The following is a 17,052-nucleotide window of genomic DNA, read 5'->3' as shown; positions in this document are numbered from 1 at the left end:
GCTGCCTTCCGGGCGCCCACCGCGCGGCACGTCGTGACGCCGCCGGGTGTCGTCAGCCCGAGTTGGACGTGATGATGTTGTAGCCGCGGATCTTGCGGTAGATCGTCGCCCGCGACATGCCGAGGTGCTCCGCGGCCAAGGCCTTGTTGCCCTGGTAGTCATGCAGCGCCCGCGTGATCGCGTCGCGCTCGAGCGCCTCGAGTGGGCTGAGGTTGCGCCGACCGACGGACATGCATTCCGGAGGCAGGTCCGCCAGCTCGATGGTGCCGCTTCGCTTCACCGCGACGATGCGGCGCAGGACGTCACGCAGCTGCGCGGCATTGCCGGGCCACGGGTGCCGCGCGAGCTGGCCCAGCGCGGCCGGTGAGATGCCGAGGTCACGGTTGGCCGGTGCCACGGCGCGCAGCAGTGCGGGAATGAGCACCCGGACGTCCTCGGGGCGGTGGCGGAGCGGGTCGAGGACGATCGTGCGGTCGAAGCTGGGGATCACGGACGCCTGGGTGTGATCGTGCCTCGTCCCCACGTCGTAGGTGGCCACCACCCAGCGCCGCGAGGAGCGCTCGCGGGCTGCCTGCTCGACGAGGAGGGTGGCCAACGGCTCGACGAGCAGGTCGGGGAGCCGGTCGAGGTGACGCAGCACCAGCGTCCCCTCGTCGAGGCGGAACTCGTCCTCAAGCTGCTCGTACCAGTCGTCCGGGTCCTCGGCCGCGACGGCGGCGTCGAGCGTGCGCAGGTGGCGGCGGGGCGTCGCGCCGAGGTGGACCGCCCGGACGAGCGCGTGCTTGCCCACACCGGGCTCACCCTGCACGATCGTCCAGGTCCCCAGCCGGTGCGCCTCCCGCAGGTGGCCCACCGCGCGCACCCACTGCGGGCTCCTGCCGGCCAGACCGGGAAGGGCCACCGCCTCGGGCCGGTGGCGGCTGGACGTGGCCGGGGAAGCAGAGGACTGGGAGATCTGGACCCTGAACACCCCTCCGATGACGGCCTCGCCGACGAGGGACGGGCGGTAGTCCAAGCGTGCCGAGGCGCCACTGGGCAGGTCGGCCACGAAGGTCCTCGGCTCCTGCGAGCCGAACGCGTCACTCGTGCGGGCGATGAGGGCCGTCCGGTCCGCCCCGTCCAGCCGTTGCTGGGCCAGGCGGTTCATCATCACGAGGTCGTCGCTCAGGGCGAGGATCGGGACGGTGGCGTGGCGGCAGGCGGCGAGGTAGTCGCGCACCAGCGACATCTCGCGGCTCGAGCTGTGGGTCAGCACCTCGTCCTGGATCCGCGCCGCGAGCGTCCTCGCGTAGGTGAGCAGGAGGGAGTTGGACACGCCCGCCTCGCACGTGAGGTCGAGCACCCCGAGGAGCACCCCGGTCACGGGGTGGTGCACCGGCGCTCCCGCGCACGCGAAGGACCGAAGCGGTTCGGAGAAGTGCTCGTCGCCGACGACGAGTGTCGGGGCGGCCAGCTGCAGGGCCGTGCCGATGCCGTTGGTGCCCACGGTGTCCTCGGCATACGTGAAGCCGGGCGCGAGGCTCACCCGCTCGAGGCGTCTGCTCAGCGAGGCGTCCGCGCACATCCGGTGGACGACCCGGCCCCTGGCGTCGGCGAAGATCATGCTGATCGGTTCTCCAGACAGCTCGGCGCTCATCCGGGTCATGACGGCCTGGACGAGGGGGGTGAGGTCCGTGGGGTCGGCGTCGGCGTAGGGTGCCTGCACGTCCGTCGGGTCGACGCCGGCGCGCCGACTGCGCAGCCACGACTCACCGATGAGGTGACGCACGGGCGGCTCGAGCAGCCCCAGCTCGAGGAGGTCCTCGCGCTGAGTCAGCCGGTCGCCGGCGGCCTCGGGCTGACGTGGGTACGAGGGCTCCGACACGCTCTTTCCTCTCGCCTTCCGACACGGTGCCTCGTTGCGCTGCGTTGGCACGCTCAGTGTGCGGGGCGCATGGGTGCGTGGCAAGCGTCCCCTCACCCGCGCACGCCGGCCCTGTCTCAAGATGAGACGGTCCCTTCGCAAGGACCGCCCCGCTCTCACATTGAGACATCCGGGGCCGCCGCGGCTTGTGATTCTCGGGTCAAGCGGCGAACGACCTCGCCGTTGCAGGCCGGCAAGGACGCCGACCTGAGACCGAGGAGGCAACATTGAGCAGACAGAGTCTGACGAAGGCACATGCCAAGATCACCGAGTTGTCGTGGGAGCCCACCTTCGCGACGCCGGCAACCCGCTTCGGCACGGACTACACGTTCGAGAAGGCCCCGAAGAAGGACCCGCTCAAGCAGATCATGCGGTCCTACTTCCCCATGGAGGAGGAGAAGGACAACCGCGTCTACGGGGCGATGGACGGCGCCATCCGCGGCAACATGTTCCGCCAGGTCCAGCAGCGCTGGCTCGAGTGGCAGAAGCTGTTCCTGTCGATCATCCCGTTCCCGGAGATCTCGGCCGCCCGGGCCATGCCCATGGCCATCGACGCCGTGCCCAACCCGGAGATCCACAACGGCCTGGCGGTCCAGATGATCGACGAGGTGCGCCACTCGACGATCCAGATGAACCTCAAGAAGCTCTACATGAACCACTACATCGACCCCGCAGGTTTCGACATCACGGAGAAGGGGTTCGCCAACAACTACGCGGGCACCATCGGCCGGCAGTTCGGCGAGGGCTTCATCACCGGTGACGCCATCACGGCGGCCAACGTCTACCTCACCGTGGTGGCAGAGACCGCCTTCACCAACACCCTCTTCGTGGCCATGCCCGACGAGGCGGCCGCCAACGGCGACTACCTGCTGCCGACCGTCTTCCACTCCGTGCAGTCCGACGAGTCGCGGCACATCTCCAACGGCTACTCGATCCTGCTCATGGCGCTCGCGGACGAGCGCAACCGCCCGCTCCTCGAGCGCGACCTGCGCTACGCCTGGTGGAACAACCACTGCGTCGTCGACGCCGCCATCGGCACCTTCATCGAGTACGGCACGAAGGACCGGCGCAAGGACCGGGAGAGCTACGCGGAGATGTGGCGTCGGTGGATCTACGACGACTACTACCGCAGCTACCTGCTGCCTCTCGAGAAGTACGGGCTGACCATCCCGCACGACCTCGTCGAGGAGTCGTGGAACCGGATCGTCAACAAGGGCTACGTGCACGAGGTGGCCCGCTTCTTCGCCACCGGGTGGCCGGTCAACTATTGGCGCATCGACGCCATGACCGACAAGGACTTCGAGTGGTTCGAGGAGAAGTACCCCGGCTGGTACTCGAAGTACGGCAAGTGGTGGGAGAACTACAACCGCCTGGCGTACCCCGGCAAGAACAAGCCGATCGCCTTCGAGGAGGTGGGCTACCAGTACCCCCACCGCTGCTGGACGTGCATGGTGCCGTGCCTCATCCGTGAGGACATGGTCGTCGAGAAGGTGGACGACCAGTGGCGCACGTACTGCTCGGAGACCTGCCACTGGACCGACGCGGTCGCCTTCCGGCCGGAGTACGACGGCCGGCCCACTCCAAACATGGGTCGCCTCACCGGCTTCCGCGAGTGGGAGACCCTGCACCACGACAAGGACCTGGCCGACATCGTCAAGGACCTCGGCTATGTCCGGGACGACGGCAAGACGCTCATCGGCCAGCCCCACCTGCAGCTCGACGACCCCAAGAAGATGTGGACCCTCGACGACGTCCGGGGCAACACCTTCATGAGCCCCAACGTGCTGCTGAACCAGATGTCGGACGCCGAGCGCGAGGCCCACGTCGCGGCGTACCGCGCCAACGGGACCAAGGCCGTCGCCTGACCCGTCGGTGGTCCGTCGTCGACGGAACCACCTCCCGAACGGACTGGTGGCGCTGCCGGGATGAGCGGCGCCACCAGTCCCAGGAACGACACCGTGAGCATGAGGAGGGCCCACCGTGGCCGATAACCACCGCATCAGCTTCGAGCCGGTCGGCATCGAGATGGAGGTCGGCGAGGACGAGAAGATCCTCGACGCGGCCTTCCGGCAGGGCATCCACCTGATGCACGGGTGCCGAGAGGGCCAGTGCTCAGCCTGCAAGTCCTTCGTGCTCGAGGGCGACATCCAGATGGAGCGCTACTCCACCTTCGCCTGCAACGACGCCGAGGTGGACGAGGGCTACGTCCTGCTCTGCCGGGCGCACGCCTTCAGCGACTGCACCATCGAGCTGCTCAACTTCGACGAGGACGAGCTGCTCGGCGGCGTCGCCATCCAGAACGTACGCACCCGGATCACGGCCATCGAGCCGATGACGCGGGACATCGTCTCCCTGCGGTTGCGGGCCGTGGAGCCCGAGACCTACGAGTTCAAGCCCGGGCAGTATGCCGATCTCGGCATCCCCGGGACGACGGAACACCGTTCGTTCTCCATGGCGACGACCCAGTCGACGCCCGGAGAGGTCGAGTTCCTCATCAAGAAGTACCCGGGCGGCCGGTTCTCGGCCCTGCTCGAGGACGGCCTCCAGGTCGACGACGAGCTGCACCTGACGGGCCCGTATGGCTCCTTCACCCTCAAGGAGGGCCACGTCCTGCCGGTGGTCTGCATCGGTGGCGGGGCGGGCATGGCTCCGATCCTCTCGCTGCTTCGCCACCTGCACGAGACGGAGAGCACGCGGCCGGTGCGGTTCTACTACGGGGCCCGCACGGCGGAGGACCTGTTCTACGTCGACGTGATCAAGGCTTTGGGCGAGAAGCTGACCGGTTTCGAGTTCGTCGTATGCCTGTCCGAGTCGCTGCCGGAGGACCCGGCGGCATACGACTTCGAGGCCCACGCGGGCAACGTCACCGAGGTGGTCGAGCGCCGGGAGGCCAACATCACCAAGTGCGAGGTCTACCTGTGCGGCCCGCCGCCGATGGTCGACGCCGCGCTCGACCTGCTCGACCGGCAGGGGGTGCCCAAGGACCAGGTGTTCTACGACAAGTTCACCAGCCCGACCGCTGGCTGAGCGCCACGAACCGTCCCACACAACAACGGAGTTGAATCATGGCGGACATCACCAACCAGAAAGAGCGCAGCTTCCCCAAGATCGAGTTCACGGACTCGGAAGCAGGCGCCCTCGAGTTCCCCAGCTCCAAGAGCCGGAGCTACAACTACTACAAGCCAGCCAAGCTGCGGGCCACGATGTACGAGGACGTCACCGTCGACGTGCAGCCGGACCCCGAGCGGCACCTCACGCAGGGATGGATCTACGGCTTCGGCAACGGGCCCGGTGGCTACCCCCAGGAGTGGACCGCTGCCAAGTCGTCGAACTGGCACGCCTTCCTCGACCCGAACGAGGAGTGGGAGCAGACGATCTACCGCAACAACGCCGCGGTCGTGCGTCAGGTCTCGCTCTGCCTCGAGAACGCCAAGCGGGCCAGGGCCTACTCCGGCTGGAACCCCGCGTGGCTCAAGTTCATCGAGCGCAACCTCGGGGCGTGGATGCATGTCGAGAACGGGCTGGCGCTGCACGTCTTCACCGCTGTCCAGCGCTCCGGTCCGACGAACATGATCAACAACGCGGTGGCCGTCAACGCGGCGCACAAGATGCGCTTCGCCCAGGACCTCGCGCTCTACAACCTCGACCTGTCCGAGGCCGAGGTGGGCTTCGACGGCTCGGCCCACCGGCAGGTGTGGCACGGCGCCCCCGAGTGGCAGCCCACCCGGGAGGTCGTCGAGCGGCTCACGGCGGTGGGCGACTGGGCAGAGCTGCTGTTCGCGGCGAACGTCGTCTTCGAGCAGCTCGTCGGCGCGCTGTTCCGCAGCGAGCTCGTGATGCAGATCGCGGCTCGCAACGGCGACTACATCACCCCGACGATCGTCGGCACGGGTGAGCACGACTACGCCAGGGACCTCGCCTACACCCGCAGCCTGTTCACGATGCTGGCACGGGACGAGCAGCACGGCGAGGCCAACAGGCAGCTCTTCGCTCAGTGGCTGTCCGTCTGGGTCCCCCGCTGCATCGCGGCCGCCCAGGCGCTCCAGCCGATCTGGTCGCAGCCGGCCGAAAGGGCGGTCACGTTCGCCACGTCGCTCGACGACGCCAAGCAGAAGTTCCGTTCCCTGCTCGAGGAGACCGGGCTCGAGATTCCGAAGGAGTTGGACCAGTGAGCATGCAGTTCGGTGCGGAGGCCTCGTTCTCCAACATGTGCGGGGTGACCCTGATGAACACCCCCGTCGGCCGTGTCGTCGCGGAGGTGATGGGCGCCAAGGAGGGCGTCGAGCTGACGGAGTACCCCTCGATGATCCGCGTCGACGGCGAGCGGCTGCTCGAGTTCGACTACGCCGAGATCAGCGACGCGCTCGGGGAGGAGTTCGACGGCTCGGTGTTCGAGGAGATCAGCTCCACCCACTACGGCCGGATGGTCCACCTCGACGACAAGACGATGCTCTTCGCCAGCCCCGAGGATGCGGCCGAGTACATCGGCTTCGACCTCGTCGACCCCTCGACGCTGGCGTCCGCCGGTGCCGGCGAGCGCTGACGGGCCGATCGAGAAGTCTGCGACAACGCAGCTGACCACCACCACATCGTTCCAGCCCGGTCCGGGGCCGGATCCCCGGCCCCGGACCGGGATCATCCCAACATCACAACGAAGTGAGGAAGTCTCATGTACGAGAAGAACGGCGACAAGTACTACATCGTGGACGCGCACATCGCGCTGTGGGACGGGCGACCGGAGAACCAGAAGAACATCCACGGCAGGCAGTTCATCGACTGCTTCTACGACTACCACGCCAACCTCAGCCCCGCCGAGGAGAAGTGGGGCTACGAGGAGTACCTCTACCAGGGCGGCGAGCGGCTCATGCGGGACCTGTTCGACAACGGGTACGTCGACCATGCCATCTTCCAGCCGGCCTACCTCGGGGACTTCTACCACAACGGATTCGGCCAGACCGAGGAGGCGTTCGCGCTGGCCTCGGCCCACCCGGACAAGCTGACGTACAACCACAACTGGGACCCGCGCAACGAGCAGGCGGGCCTCGACCAGCTGCGGCGCGACGCGGAGCGCTTCGGCCTCAAGGGCGTCAAGCTCTACACGGCCGAGTGGCACGGCGACTCCCGGGGCTACAAGCTGACCGACCCCTGGACCTACAAGTACCTCGAGGCCTGCCAGGAGCTCGGGATCACGAACATCCACATCCACAAGGGCCCGACGATCATCCCGCTCGACCGTGACGCCTTCGACGTCGCGGACGTCGACGCGGTGGCGACCGACTTCCAGGGCCTCAACTTCGTCGTCGAGCACTGCGGGCTTCCCCGGCTCGAGGACTTCTGCTGGATCGCCACGCAGGAGACCAACGTCCACGCCGGCCTTGCCGTCGCCATGCCGTTCATCCACACCCGCCCGCGCTACTTCGCCCAGGTCATCGGCGAGCTGCTCTACTGGGTCGGCGAGGACAAGATCCAGTTCTCGAGCGACTATGCGCTCTGGACGCCCAAGTGGCTGGTCGAGAAGTTCGTCGACTTCCAGATTCCCGAGGACATGACGGAGTACGCCCCGCTCACGACCGAGGTCAAGAAGAAGATCCTCGGCCTCAACGCGGCGAAGATGTACGACCTCGACGTCCCGGCCGAGCTGCGGCTGCCGAGCGCGACGGACGACGAGCAGGGTCAGGAGATGGCTCCCACCCTCGAGGATGCGGGAGCGCACTGAGATGACGCTCGTCGCACCGGTGCTCGTCACCGTCGAGGCAGTCGATGCGGCACTGCACACCGTGGTCGACCCCGAGCTGGACGAGCCCATCACGGACCTCGGGTTCGTCCGCTCCCGGGTCGTCGACGGGCGGGACGTCGAGGTGCACCTGCGGCTGCCCACCTCGTTCTGCGCGCCCAACTTCGCCTACCTCATGGCGGCCGACGCGCAGGACGCCCTGCTCCAGCTCCCGGGGGTGGGCCGAGTCGTGGTCTGCCTCGACGACCACCACGACTCGGACAAGATCAACGAGGGGCTTGCCGCCCAGGCCGGCTACACGGGCACCTTCGGGCACGAGGCCGAGTCGGGACTGGACCACCTCCGCCGGACCTTCCAGCGCAAGGCCCACACGGCAGCGCTGGAGCGCGCCTGCTCGGAGCTGCTGAGGAGCGGCGCCGTCACGGTGGACCGGCTCCACGAGCTCACCCTCGGGGACATCCCCGCCGGGCGCTCGAAGCACGCCCTGCTGCGGCGGCGCGCCGACATCGGGCTGGGCGTCGGCCCGCACGAGAAGGCCTTCGTCGACGACGAGGGTCGGCCGATCCCGCAGGAGCAGGTGCCGGTGCGGCTGCGCTTCGCCCGGACCGTGCGCATCTCCATCGACGGCAACGCGCACTTCTGCCGTGGCCTGCTGACCACGCGCTACCCCGGGTCCGAGTCCGACCAGCGGCCCCGCAGCACCGACTGACCCCCATCTTTCGCGAACAAGGAGACACCCGTGCGAGCAGTGCAAGTGGTCGACTACCACACCAACCTACAGCTGACAGAGGTCCCCGAGCCGGAGCTGACCGGCCCGCTCGACGTCATCGTCAGGATCGGCGGTGCCGGCGTATGCCGCACCGACCTGCACATCCTCGAGGGGCAGTGGCAGGAGAAGTCCGGCGTCACGCTGCCCTACACGATCGGTCACGAGAACGCCGGCTGGGTGCATGCCGTCGGCGACGCCGTCACCAACGTCGCGGTGGGTGACAAGGTCATCCTCCACCCGCTCATGACGTGTGGCCTGTGCCGCGCCTGCCGGTTCGGCGACGACGTGCACTGCGAGAACAGCCAGTTCCCGGGCATCGACACCAACGGCGGGTATGCCGAGTTCCTTCGGACGGCGGCCCGCAGTGTCGTCAGGATCGACGACAACCTCGAGCCCTCGGACGTCGCGGCGCTGGCGGACGCCGGCCTCACGGCATACCACGCGGTGGCCAAGGCAGCCCGGGCCACTCGGCCGGGGGACGTCTGCGTGATGATCGGCGCCGGTGGCCTCGGCCACATCGGGATCCAGGTCATGAAGGCGATCTCAGGCACCACCGTCGTCGTCGTGGACCGCAACGAGGACGCGGTCAAGCTCGCCCTCGACATCGGCGCGGACCACGGGATCGTCGCCGACGGCAGCCACGTCCAGCAGGTCCTCGACCTCACCGGCGGCAAGGGTGCCGAGGCCGTCGTGGACTTCGTCGGCGAGGGCGGCGCCACCGCCGAAGGCGTCGCGATGCTGCGTCGCGCCGGCAACTACTACGTCGTCGGCTACGGAGAGAACATCGACGTCCCGACGATCGACATCATCTCGACCGAGATCAACTTCATCGGCAACCTCGTCGGCTCCTACACCGACCTGCAGGAGCTGATGGTGCTCGCCGCCCAGGGCAAGGTCCGGCTCCACACGACGAAGTACCCGCTTGACCAGTTCCAGCGGGCCATCGACGACCTCGACGCCGGAGCGGTCCGGGGCCGGGCGATTCTCGTCCCCTGACGACCGGCTGGAGCGCCGCCCGCCGGGACCAGTACCGCCCCCGGGTCCCGGCCTCGACCAATCATCCACTGCACGAACCAAACTCGAAGGACTGACCACACCATGGCCAAGGAACTGCGCTTCAACGAGGAAGCACGACGACTGCTCGAGTCCGGCGTCAACGCACTGGCGGACGCAGTCAAGGTGACGCTCGGCCCCAAGGGCCGCAATGCCGTGCTCGAGAAGCTCACCGGACCGCCCACGATCACGAACGACGGCGTGACCATCGCCAAGGAGATCCAGCTGCGAGAGCCGTTCGCCAACATGGGGGCCCAGCTAGTCAAGGAGGTGGCGATGAAGACCAACGGCGTCGTCGGCGACGGCACGACGACGGCGACGGTGCTGGCCCAGGCGATGGTCCGTGAGGGGCTGCGGGCCGTCGACGCCGGGGCGAACCCCATGCGCGTGAGGCGGGGCATCGAGCAGACGATCCCGGCCGTGGTGGACGCGCTGCGCGCCCAGGTCACCGAGGTCAGCGGGCAGGCGGACCTCGAGCGCATCGCCACCCTGGCGGCCAACGACGACGAGGCCATCGGGTCCGCCGTGGCCGAGGCGGTCACCCGGGTCGGCCGGAACGGCATCGTGTCAACCGAGGAGTCGGACGAGCTCGGCATGTCCGTCGACGTCGTCGACGGCATCGAGTTCGACCACGGCTACATCTCCGCCTACATGGTGACCGACCGGGAGCGGATGGAGGCGGTCTACGACAACCCCGTCATCCTGCTCACCAACAAGAAGATCACCCAGGTGCAGGACATCATGCCGACGGTCGAGGCGGCCCGCCGGGTGGACCGACCGCTCGTGGTCCTCGCCGAGGACGTCGACGGCCCGGCCCTGCAGCTGCTCGTGGGCGGCAACATGCACAACACCATGCGGTCGGTCGTCGTGAGGGCACCCGGCTTCGGGCACCGCCGGCTGGCCGAGCTCGAAGACCTCGCCGTGGCCCTCGGCGGGCACGTCGTTGCCGCGGACACGGGGATCGACCTCAGCGAGATCAGCCCCGAGCACCTGGGCTCGTGCGACCGGATCACCATCACGGAGCACGCGACGACGATCGTCGGCGGCCACGGCGACCACAAGCTCGTCGAGGCGCGAATCGCGCAGCTGGAGAAGCAGTTCCAGCGGGCCAAGATCGAGGGCGACCAGGACAGCCTGCAGCTGCGACTGGCCCGGCTCTCCGGGCGCGTGGCGGTGATCAACGTCGGCGGCGCCACGAGTGTCGAGCTCAAGGAGCGCCTGCTCCGGGTCGAGGACTCGCTCGCGGCCGCGCGGGCCGCGCTGGAGGCGGGCATCGTCGCCGGCGGCGGCACGGCGCTGGTGCAGGCCCAGGACGCGGTGTCGCGGGTCGAGCTGACCGGTGACGCGGCCGTCGGTCGGGAGGTCGTGCGCAAGTCGCTCGTCGAGCCGCTGCGCTGGATCGCCATCAACGCCGGCTACGACGGCGACGAGGTGGTCTCCCGGGTTGCCGGGCTGCCCATCGGCCAGGGGTTCGACGCGTTGTCCGGCACCTATGGCGACATGGTCAAGGCGGGCGTCATGGACCCACTCAAGGTGACGCGCGCGGCCCTGGAGAGCGCGGCGTCGATCGCGGCCCTGATCATCACGACGGAGACCGCGATCGTCGAGGAGGTCGTCGGCAACCCCGGCGCCATCTTCGCGCCCGGCTTCGGCGACCTCGCCGAGGGCATGGTCCGGCCCTCCAACATCTACTGACCCGTGGACACCGTCCTCGTCGACGTCCTCAAGGTCGTCGCCGTCCTTGCGCCGGTGGTCCTGCCGCGCCTGCTGATGGGCCGCGCCCAGCAGCAGCGGCTCGCGGTGCTGCTACCACGGGCGCACGAGGCCGGCCGGGAGGCGACGACGTAGGTCTCCCGGCGCCAGATGCCGGGAATCCTTCCAGAACCGCGGCCGTGGCGACAGAGGCGGCCCGCACCGACCGGTGCGGGCCGCCTCCCTCGCGTCCTGACGCATGAGCGGGTTCGTCTCCGCTGCTTCGTCGTCGGTTTCTCTACCGGGGGCTTTGAGACCGGCTCGGCGCGGGTGGCCTGCGTGAACGGGCGGACTGCGTCGAGCCACGTGTCCCGGTATTCCGGCTTCACGGTGAACTCCACGACGATGAACGTCAGCGCTGCACCTCTTGGGTGGGGTTTTCCGGGCCGGCAGCCGCCGTGATGCCGCTGGGCCCGGACGTCGCCGTGCTCGCGGGCCGCTCGGAGGAGCATGCGGCGCACGTGCCGTGCAGCACGACGTCGACGGCCTCGACCGCGAAGCGGGTGTGCGTTATGCCGTCCAGGCACTGCCTGGGACTGGCCGGCACCACCTGGACGGCGCGGCGCTGCCCGCAGCGCCGGCACCGCGCCTCCTCGAGCCGGGTCGTCACCGGCATACCGCTTGTCGAAGCTCGCATGCCGCGACGCAACCAGCAGCGACCGGGCGCCGGCAAGGTGACTTCTCAGGTTGAGACGGGCCGCGTGAGGACTGGCGCCCACAGCGGCTGCGGAGGGAGCTCCCGGGGGCGCGAAGGCACTGGGGACGTCCCCGCTTGTCAGTGAGTCGGCTTGCCGGGGTCGTTGTCGACTCTCCTGATCTCGTAGAACTTGCCCCACAGGGACGCGAACCCTCCTGAACCGGCTCGACCCAGCTCGCTCAGGGAGAGCAGGAGTGGGGCGGTCCTGCCCTCGAGCACCTCGAGCACCTCGAGCATGCGCCCGGTCGGCCCTGCGGTCCCTGCCTGCACGGGCAGACGATAGCCGTGACGGTTGGTGCCGGGCTCCCGCTTGGTGTCCGGACGCGGACATGCGGACCGAAACACGCCGGTATGTTGCGGTATGCCGCCGGCAAGCCTCGTATTCGACGGGCCAGTTGTGCCGTGCTGCAACCCCACGAGGAACGGACTGAAGGATGGGCTCTGTCGTGATGGCGGTGTCGTCGTGACGCCGGGGAAGCGCCCCCGCGGCAGGAGCAGCCTGGCTGGGGCTCTCGCATGGTGCGGTCTGGCCCTGCTGCTCGTGCTCTCCGTGGGGGCGGCCACATCGACGACGCGTCCACCTCACTCGGCCGCCACGCCGACCCGGTCCGTCTCCTCGGCGGCCATGACGCAGGCGAGGTCGGACACGGCCATCGCCGTGCTGGTCGGGCTCGCGGTCAAGGGTCGCGGCCCGATGACGGGATACTCGCGCGACAGGTTCGGGCAGGCATGGAGCGACACCGACCGCAACGGCTGTGACCAGCGCAACGACGTCCTGCGCGGCGACCTCCAGCAGGCGACCCTCAGGGCTGGGACGCACGGCTGCGTGGTCATGACCGGCCGGCTCACCGACCCGTATACCGGCGAGGTCATCGCGTTCACGCGAGCGAGCGTCCCCACGTCACCGGTGCAGATCGACCACGTCGTCCCCTTGGCCGACGCCTGGGTCAAGGGTGCCTCTCGGTGGTCCCTCAGCCAGCGCACCGCCTTCGCCAACGACCCGCTCAACCTCGTCGCGGTGGGCGCCAAGGTCAACGCGCAGAAGGGTGCCGGGGACGCCGCCACCTGGCTTCCACCAGCCAGGGGCTACCGGTGCGCCTATGTCGCACGTCAGGTGGCGGTCAAGGCCAAGTACCACCTCTCTGTCACGAGCGCCGAACGGGCCGCCCTTGCCCAGGTCCTGACGACGTGTCCGGCCACCGCCGTGCCGACGGCGCGGGTCGCCCCGCTCGGCGGCTGGCCGACCTACCAGGGGCCAGCTCCACCGCCGGGCCCGAGCCGCTGACGGCACACGACGCCCCACACGCCCGGCGGTCGTCAGGCGCGGAGCAGCTCCTTGGCCTTGTCCGCCGGGAGGAGGTCATGGCGCAGTGGCTCGCGGGTGAAGGACCCCGTGCCGTGGGAGACCGAGCGCAGGTCGATGGGATACCGCGCGAGCTCGGACTGGGGCACCTCGGCATGCACGACGGTCTCGCCGGGCTCCGGCCCGGGCTCGGTGCCGACGACCTGGCCGCGGCGTCCGCGGAGGTCGGCCATGACGGAGCCGAGGTACTCGTCGGCCGTCGTCACGGCCACCTTGTCGATCGGCTCGAGGAGCGCGACCGTCGACTCGTTGGCCGCCTCGCGCAGGGCGAGCGCCGCGGCCGTCTGGAACGCCATGTCGGAGGAGTCCACCGAGTGGGCCTTGCCGTCCACGAGGGTGATCCGGACGTCCACGACCGGGTGGCCGGTGAGGACGCCCTTCTCGAGCTGGCTGCGCGCGCCCTTCTCGACCGACGGGATGAACTGCCGCGGCACGGCACCCCCCACGACCTTGTCGACGAACTCGAACCCGGACCCGCGGGGGAGCGGCTCGATCTCGAGCTGGCACACGGCATACTGCCCGTGGCCCCCGCTCTGCTTGACGTGCCGGCCCTGCACCGAGCAGCGCTGCACGAAGGTCTCCCGCAGGGCGGTGCGGAAGGGCTCGACGTTGACCGTCACGCCGTAGCGGTCGGCCAGCTGGGCGATGAGGTCGTCGACGTGCGCCTGGCCCATCGCCCACACGACGACCTGCTCGGTGTCGCTCGAGTGGTCGAGACGCATCGTCACGTCCTCGGCGACGAGCCGCTGCAGGGCGGCCCCGAGCTTGTCCTCGTCGGACTTCGTCGCGGCCCGGATCGCCACCGGCAGCTGCGGCTCGGGCAGCACCCACGGGGCGACCACGGCCGGCCGCTCGGGTGACGACAGGGTGTCGGAGGTCTCCGCCCGGGACAGCTTGGAGACGAGGGCGAGGTCGCCGGCGATGGCCGTGCCCTTGGGGCGGTGGCTGTCGCCGAAGGGGCTGGCGAGCGGGCCGACGCGCTCGTCGTCGTCGTGGGCGGGGTGGCCGGGGACCTCGTGGCCGACGAAGTCGCCGAGATGCCCCGAGACGTGGACGGGCTCGTCGACACGCAGGGTGCCGGAGAAGATGCGCACGAGCGAGAGGCGGCCGACGTAGGGGTCGGACGTGGTGCGCACGACCTCGGCGACGAGAGGCGCCGACGGGTCGCACGCCACGTCCTTGACCGGGGCGCCGGCCGGGGTCGTCACCGCCGGGAGCGGCACGCGGGTGGGGTCCGGGAAGGCGCCGGCGATGAGGCCCAGCAGCTCCTCGATGCCGGCGCCGGTCTGCGGGGAGACCGGCAGGATCGGGAAGAACGTGGCGCGCGCCACGGCAGTCCGCAGGTCCTCGCGGAGCACGTCCGGGTCGAGCTCCTCACCCTCGAGGTAGCGGTCGAGCAGCGTGGCGTCCTCCGACTCCTCGATGACCGACTCCAGCAGGGCGTTGCGGGCCTCGGCATACTCCTCGCGGGTGTCGGACAGCAGCGGCACCACCGAGGTCACCGCTCCGCCCTCGATGACGGGCCAGTGCGTCTCCCGGGCATCGCCGAACGTGCGCCGGCACATGGCCGCGGTGGCGCCGAAGTCGGCCCGCGGCTGGTCCAGGTGCGTGACGACGACCGCACGCGGCATACCGACGGCTGCGCACTCTCGCCACAGCAGGGACACCGGCCGGTCCACCTCGTCGGCCCCCGACACGACGAAGACGGCGGCGTCGGCGGCCCGCAGCCCGGCGCGCAGCTCACCGACGAAGTCGGGGAAGCCGGGGGTGTCGACGAGGTTGATGGTGAGCCCGTCGCTCTCGATCGAGGTGGCGGTGAGCGCCGTCGACCGCTCGTGGCCGCCCTCCCGGGCACGGTGGCCCGGCACCCGCGCGGCGACGAGCTGCTCGAAGAGAGCGGTCTTGCCGGCCCCGCCCGGTCCGACGAGGACGACGTTGCGGATGTCCTCGGGGCGGGCGGGGTTGGGCGCCGGGGGAAGGTCGGTGCGTGCTGACTGTCTGCTCACGGACCCCACCCTTCCCCGAAGCCGCAGGCTTCCACAAGGGCTCCCGTCCTGACCCGGCGGACAGTCGACGGGCGCCGGCGCGAAAACCGGAGTGCGCAGTGTCAGAGGTGGCTGTCAGGCTGGCCGGGTGCAGCCAAGTGCCTACCGCCACGTCCTCGCCGTCCGTGACACGAGGCACGCGCTGGTGCTCGGGTTCCTCATCCGCGTGCCCCTCTTTGCCGGTGGGGTGCTGCTCACCCTCCATGTCGTCACCGCGTTGGGGCGCAGCTACGGCCAGGCGGGGCTCGTGACCGCTGCGGCCACGGTCGCGGTCGCGGTCTCCGGTCCGTGGCGCGGACGGCTGCTCGACCGGGTCGGGCTGCGGCGCACCGTCCTGCCCTCGCTGATCGTGCAGGTCTTGTGCTGGTCCGTCGCGCCCTGGGTGCCCTACGCCCCCCTCATGGCGCTGGCCGCGCTCGCCGGGCTCTTCGTCGTGCCGACCTTCTCGATCATGCGCCAGGTGATCCTGGGCTCCGTGCCCGAGGACCAGCGGCGCACCGCCCTGTCGCTCGACGCGGCGGCGACCGAGCTGTCGTTCATGGCGGGCCCGGCCCTCGGCGTGTGGCTGGCGACGGTGTGGAACACCGGCTGGGCGCTCTTCACCTGCGAGATGGCCTCGGTCGTGGCCGGGTTCGCGCTGTGGGTCATCAACCCGCCACTGCGCGGCGGACCGGCGGCTCCGTATGCCGGGGAGCCCGGTCGGGAGCCGGCCCGGCCTCAGCCCGTGGCGGGGGAGCGGGCGGTGGAGCAGGCGGGGGAGCGTGCGGGACCGACCCGTGCCGTGCGGGGGTTCATCACCGTGCCCGTCGCGGCCGTCTACGTCGCCGCCGCCGCGACGACGGTCGTGCTATCGGGCACGGACGTGGCCGTCGTCGCGGCGCTGCGCACCTTCGGGCGGGCCGAGGCGATCGGCTGGGTCCTCGCCCTGTGGGGCGTGGGCAGCCTCGTCGGCGGCCTGGTCTACGGCGCGTGGCACCGGTCGATCTCGGTCTTCTGGCTGCTCGCGGGCCTGGCCGCGACAACCCTGCCCGTGGCGCTCGCGGCCGGCCTGCCGAGCTTCGCGGTGCTGATCACGGTGTGCGGCGTGCTCTGCGCCCCGACCATCACGGCCACCCTGGAGCACCTCAGCCGGATCGTGCCGGAGCGCTTCCGCGGCGAGATGATGGGCTGGCACGGCTCGGCCATGACGGCAGGGTCCGCCCTGGGGGCGCCGATCGCCGGCTTCGCCATCGACCGCGGCGGCTGGCAGTCGGGCTTCCTCGCCGTGGCGCTGCTCGGCCTGGCGGTGGCGCTTGCCGGAATGGCCGTCCAGGCCCGCCGCCGCTCCGGCGCCACGGCCGAGCGGGTGACCGCCCCGGCGTAAGCGCTGGTACGCGCAAGTCACCGGGAGCGCTGGCTCAGAAGCCACCCCCCGAGCGCGGCGGCGATGAGGCCAGCAGAGGTGGCGTACGAGCGGAGGTGTGTGGGCGGGCTGTCCCGACCCACCAGCAGCCAGAACCCGCCGCCCACGGCGAGGACGCCGGCCACGATGGCGATGGCCGCGATGGCTGCCGTCACGTCACTTCCCTCCGTCCGCGCCGCTTAGTCGTGTCGAGGTCCGAGTCAGGGCATCCGCCCGGGGCTGCTATTGTGGACCAAAGACCGGTCGTGTCCCGCCGCTTGCTGGCGGGGCGCGACGTGCAAGAGAAGCTCGCTTCCACCCGCGTCGACCCCTGGGGCCGCCGGGTTCCAGGTCC

Annotated in this window: 16 protein-coding genes; 11 read left to right on the top strand and 5 right to left on the bottom strand. The window is 70.0% G+C overall.

The genetic code is table 11. The features are described from left to right. Positions 1-52 precede the first annotated feature (52 nt). On the bottom strand, positions 53-1,864 hold the full coding sequence (locus VFJ94_RS08265; RefSeq protein WP_325003719.1) for a sigma-54-dependent Fis family transcriptional regulator: 1,812 nt from the start codon (positions 1,862-1,864) through the stop codon (positions 53-55). 266 nt (positions 1,865-2,130) lie between these two features. Between VFJ94_RS08265 and VFJ94_RS08260 the strand changes: the two genes are divergently transcribed. The 9 genes from VFJ94_RS08260 (at position 2,131) to VFJ94_RS08220 (ending at position 11,307) form a co-directional block, all read left to right on the top strand. Beyond that, positions 2,131-3,768, top strand: a complete 1,638-nt coding sequence (locus VFJ94_RS08260) for an aromatic/alkene/methane monooxygenase hydroxylase/oxygenase subunit alpha (protein ID WP_325003718.1) — start codon at positions 2,131-2,133, stop codon at positions 3,766-3,768. Positions 3,769-3,883: 115 nt separating this feature from the next. Beyond that, entirely contained in the window at positions 3,884-4,930 is a 1,047-nt protein-coding gene (locus VFJ94_RS08255; RefSeq protein WP_325003717.1) for an FAD-binding oxidoreductase, read from the top strand. A gap of 38 nt (positions 4,931-4,968) precedes the next feature. Next, complete coding sequence (locus tag VFJ94_RS08250; RefSeq protein ID WP_325003716.1) at positions 4,969-6,075, top strand: aromatic/alkene monooxygenase hydroxylase subunit beta; 1,107 nt, start codon at positions 4,969-4,971, stop codon at positions 6,073-6,075. 2 nt (positions 6,076-6,077) lie between these two features. Next, positions 6,078-6,446 carry a propane 2-monooxygenase effector subunit MimD gene (gene mimD / locus VFJ94_RS08245; RefSeq protein ID WP_325003757.1) on the top strand — a complete coding sequence of 123 codons (369 nt, stop codon included), beginning with the start codon at positions 6,078-6,080 and terminating at the stop codon, positions 6,444-6,446. Positions 6,447-6,572: 126 nt separating this feature from the next. Further along, positions 6,573-7,619, top strand: coding sequence for an amidohydrolase family protein (locus tag VFJ94_RS08240; RefSeq protein WP_325003715.1), 1,047 nt, complete (start codon positions 6,573-6,575; stop codon positions 7,617-7,619). After that, complete coding sequence (locus tag VFJ94_RS08235; protein WP_325003714.1) at positions 7,603-8,346, top strand: iron-sulfur cluster assembly protein; 744 nt, start codon at positions 7,603-7,605, stop codon at positions 8,344-8,346. Before VFJ94_RS08240 ends, VFJ94_RS08235 begins: the two co-directional genes overlap by 17 nt. Before the next feature lie 30 nt (positions 8,347-8,376). Continuing rightward, positions 8,377-9,402 (top strand): NAD(P)-dependent alcohol dehydrogenase, encoded by a 1,026-nt coding sequence (locus tag VFJ94_RS08230; protein WP_325003713.1) that lies wholly within the window; start codon positions 8,377-8,379, stop codon positions 9,400-9,402. 102 nt (positions 9,403-9,504) lie between these two features. Continuing rightward, the gene (gene groL, locus VFJ94_RS08225; protein ID WP_325003712.1) at positions 9,505-11,154 is read left to right on the top strand and encodes a chaperonin GroEL; all 1,650 of its coding nucleotides are present in this window, start codon (positions 9,505-9,507) and stop codon (positions 11,152-11,154) included. A 3-nt stretch (positions 11,155-11,157) separates the two neighbouring features. Further along, positions 11,158-11,307 (top strand): hypothetical protein, encoded by a 150-nt coding sequence (locus VFJ94_RS08220; protein WP_325003760.1) that lies wholly within the window; start codon positions 11,158-11,160, stop codon positions 11,305-11,307. Between the two features lie 256 nt (positions 11,308-11,563). Here the strand turns inward: VFJ94_RS08220 and VFJ94_RS08210 are convergent, their stop codons facing one another. Next, a complete protein-coding gene (locus VFJ94_RS08210; protein WP_325003711.1) occupies positions 11,564-11,848 on the bottom strand; it encodes a hypothetical protein in 285 nt (94 codons plus the stop codon). A gap of 138 nt (positions 11,849-11,986) precedes the next feature. Further along, the gene (locus VFJ94_RS08205; protein ID WP_325003710.1) at positions 11,987-12,178 is read right to left on the bottom strand and encodes a hypothetical protein; all 192 of its coding nucleotides are present in this window, start codon (positions 12,176-12,178) and stop codon (positions 11,987-11,989) included. Between the two features lie 355 nt (positions 12,179-12,533). Here VFJ94_RS08205 and VFJ94_RS08200 point away from each other — a divergent pair, with 355 nt between their 5' ends. Beyond that, positions 12,534-13,193, top strand: a complete 660-nt coding sequence (locus VFJ94_RS08200; protein ID WP_325003709.1) for an HNH endonuclease family protein — start codon at positions 12,534-12,536, stop codon at positions 13,191-13,193. Positions 13,194-13,225: 32 nt separating this feature from the next. Here the strand turns inward: VFJ94_RS08200 and VFJ94_RS08195 are convergent, their stop codons facing one another. Next, positions 13,226-15,277 (bottom strand): elongation factor G-like protein EF-G2, encoded by a 2,052-nt coding sequence (locus VFJ94_RS08195; protein WP_325003708.1) that lies wholly within the window; start codon positions 15,275-15,277, stop codon positions 13,226-13,228. Positions 15,278-15,404: 127 nt separating this feature from the next. Between VFJ94_RS08195 and VFJ94_RS08190 the strand changes: the two genes are divergently transcribed. Further along, positions 15,405-16,679 carry an MFS transporter gene (locus tag VFJ94_RS08190; protein WP_325003707.1) on the top strand — a complete coding sequence of 425 codons (1,275 nt, stop codon included), beginning with the start codon at positions 15,405-15,407 and terminating at the stop codon, positions 16,677-16,679. A gap of 17 nt (positions 16,680-16,696) precedes the next feature. Here the strand turns inward: VFJ94_RS08190 and VFJ94_RS08185 are convergent, their stop codons facing one another. Next, positions 16,697-16,873, bottom strand: a complete 177-nt coding sequence (locus VFJ94_RS08185; RefSeq protein WP_325003706.1) for a hypothetical protein — start codon at positions 16,871-16,873, stop codon at positions 16,697-16,699. Positions 16,874-17,052 lie beyond the last annotated feature (179 nt).

Origin of the sequence: Intrasporangium sp. (genome assembly GCF_035688975.1) — a bacterium.
In the GTDB taxonomy this organism is placed as follows: Bacteria; Actinomycetota; Actinomycetes; order Actinomycetales; family Dermatophilaceae; genus CALMNV01.
Note: the sequence above shows the minus strand (reverse complement) of the source record. Positions and strands in the feature narration are given on the sequence as shown.

Bases quoted from the DNA above. Each gene is read 5' to 3' on its own strand.
- mimD (WP_325003757.1), top strand. From the start codon at position 6,078: ATGCAGTTCGGTGCGGAGGCCTCGTTCTCCAACATGTGCGGGGTGACC.
- groL (WP_325003712.1), top strand. From the start codon at position 9,505: ATGGCCAAGGAACTGCGCTTCAACGAGGAAGCACGACGACTGCTCGAG.
- VFJ94_RS08235 (WP_325003714.1), top strand. From the start codon at position 7,603: ATGCGGGAGCGCACTGAGATGACGCTCGTCGCACCGGTGCTCGTCACC.
- VFJ94_RS08200 (WP_325003709.1), top strand. From the start codon at position 12,534: ATGACGCAGGCGAGGTCGGACACGGCCATCGCCGTGCTGGTCGGGCTC.
- VFJ94_RS08210 (WP_325003711.1), bottom strand. From the start codon at position 11,848: ATGCGAGCTTCGACAAGCGGTATGCCGGTGACGACCCGGCTCGAGGAG.
- VFJ94_RS08240 (WP_325003715.1), top strand. From the start codon at position 6,573: ATGTACGAGAAGAACGGCGACAAGTACTACATCGTGGACGCGCACATC.
- VFJ94_RS08250 (WP_325003716.1), top strand. From the start codon at position 4,969: ATGGCGGACATCACCAACCAGAAAGAGCGCAGCTTCCCCAAGATCGAG.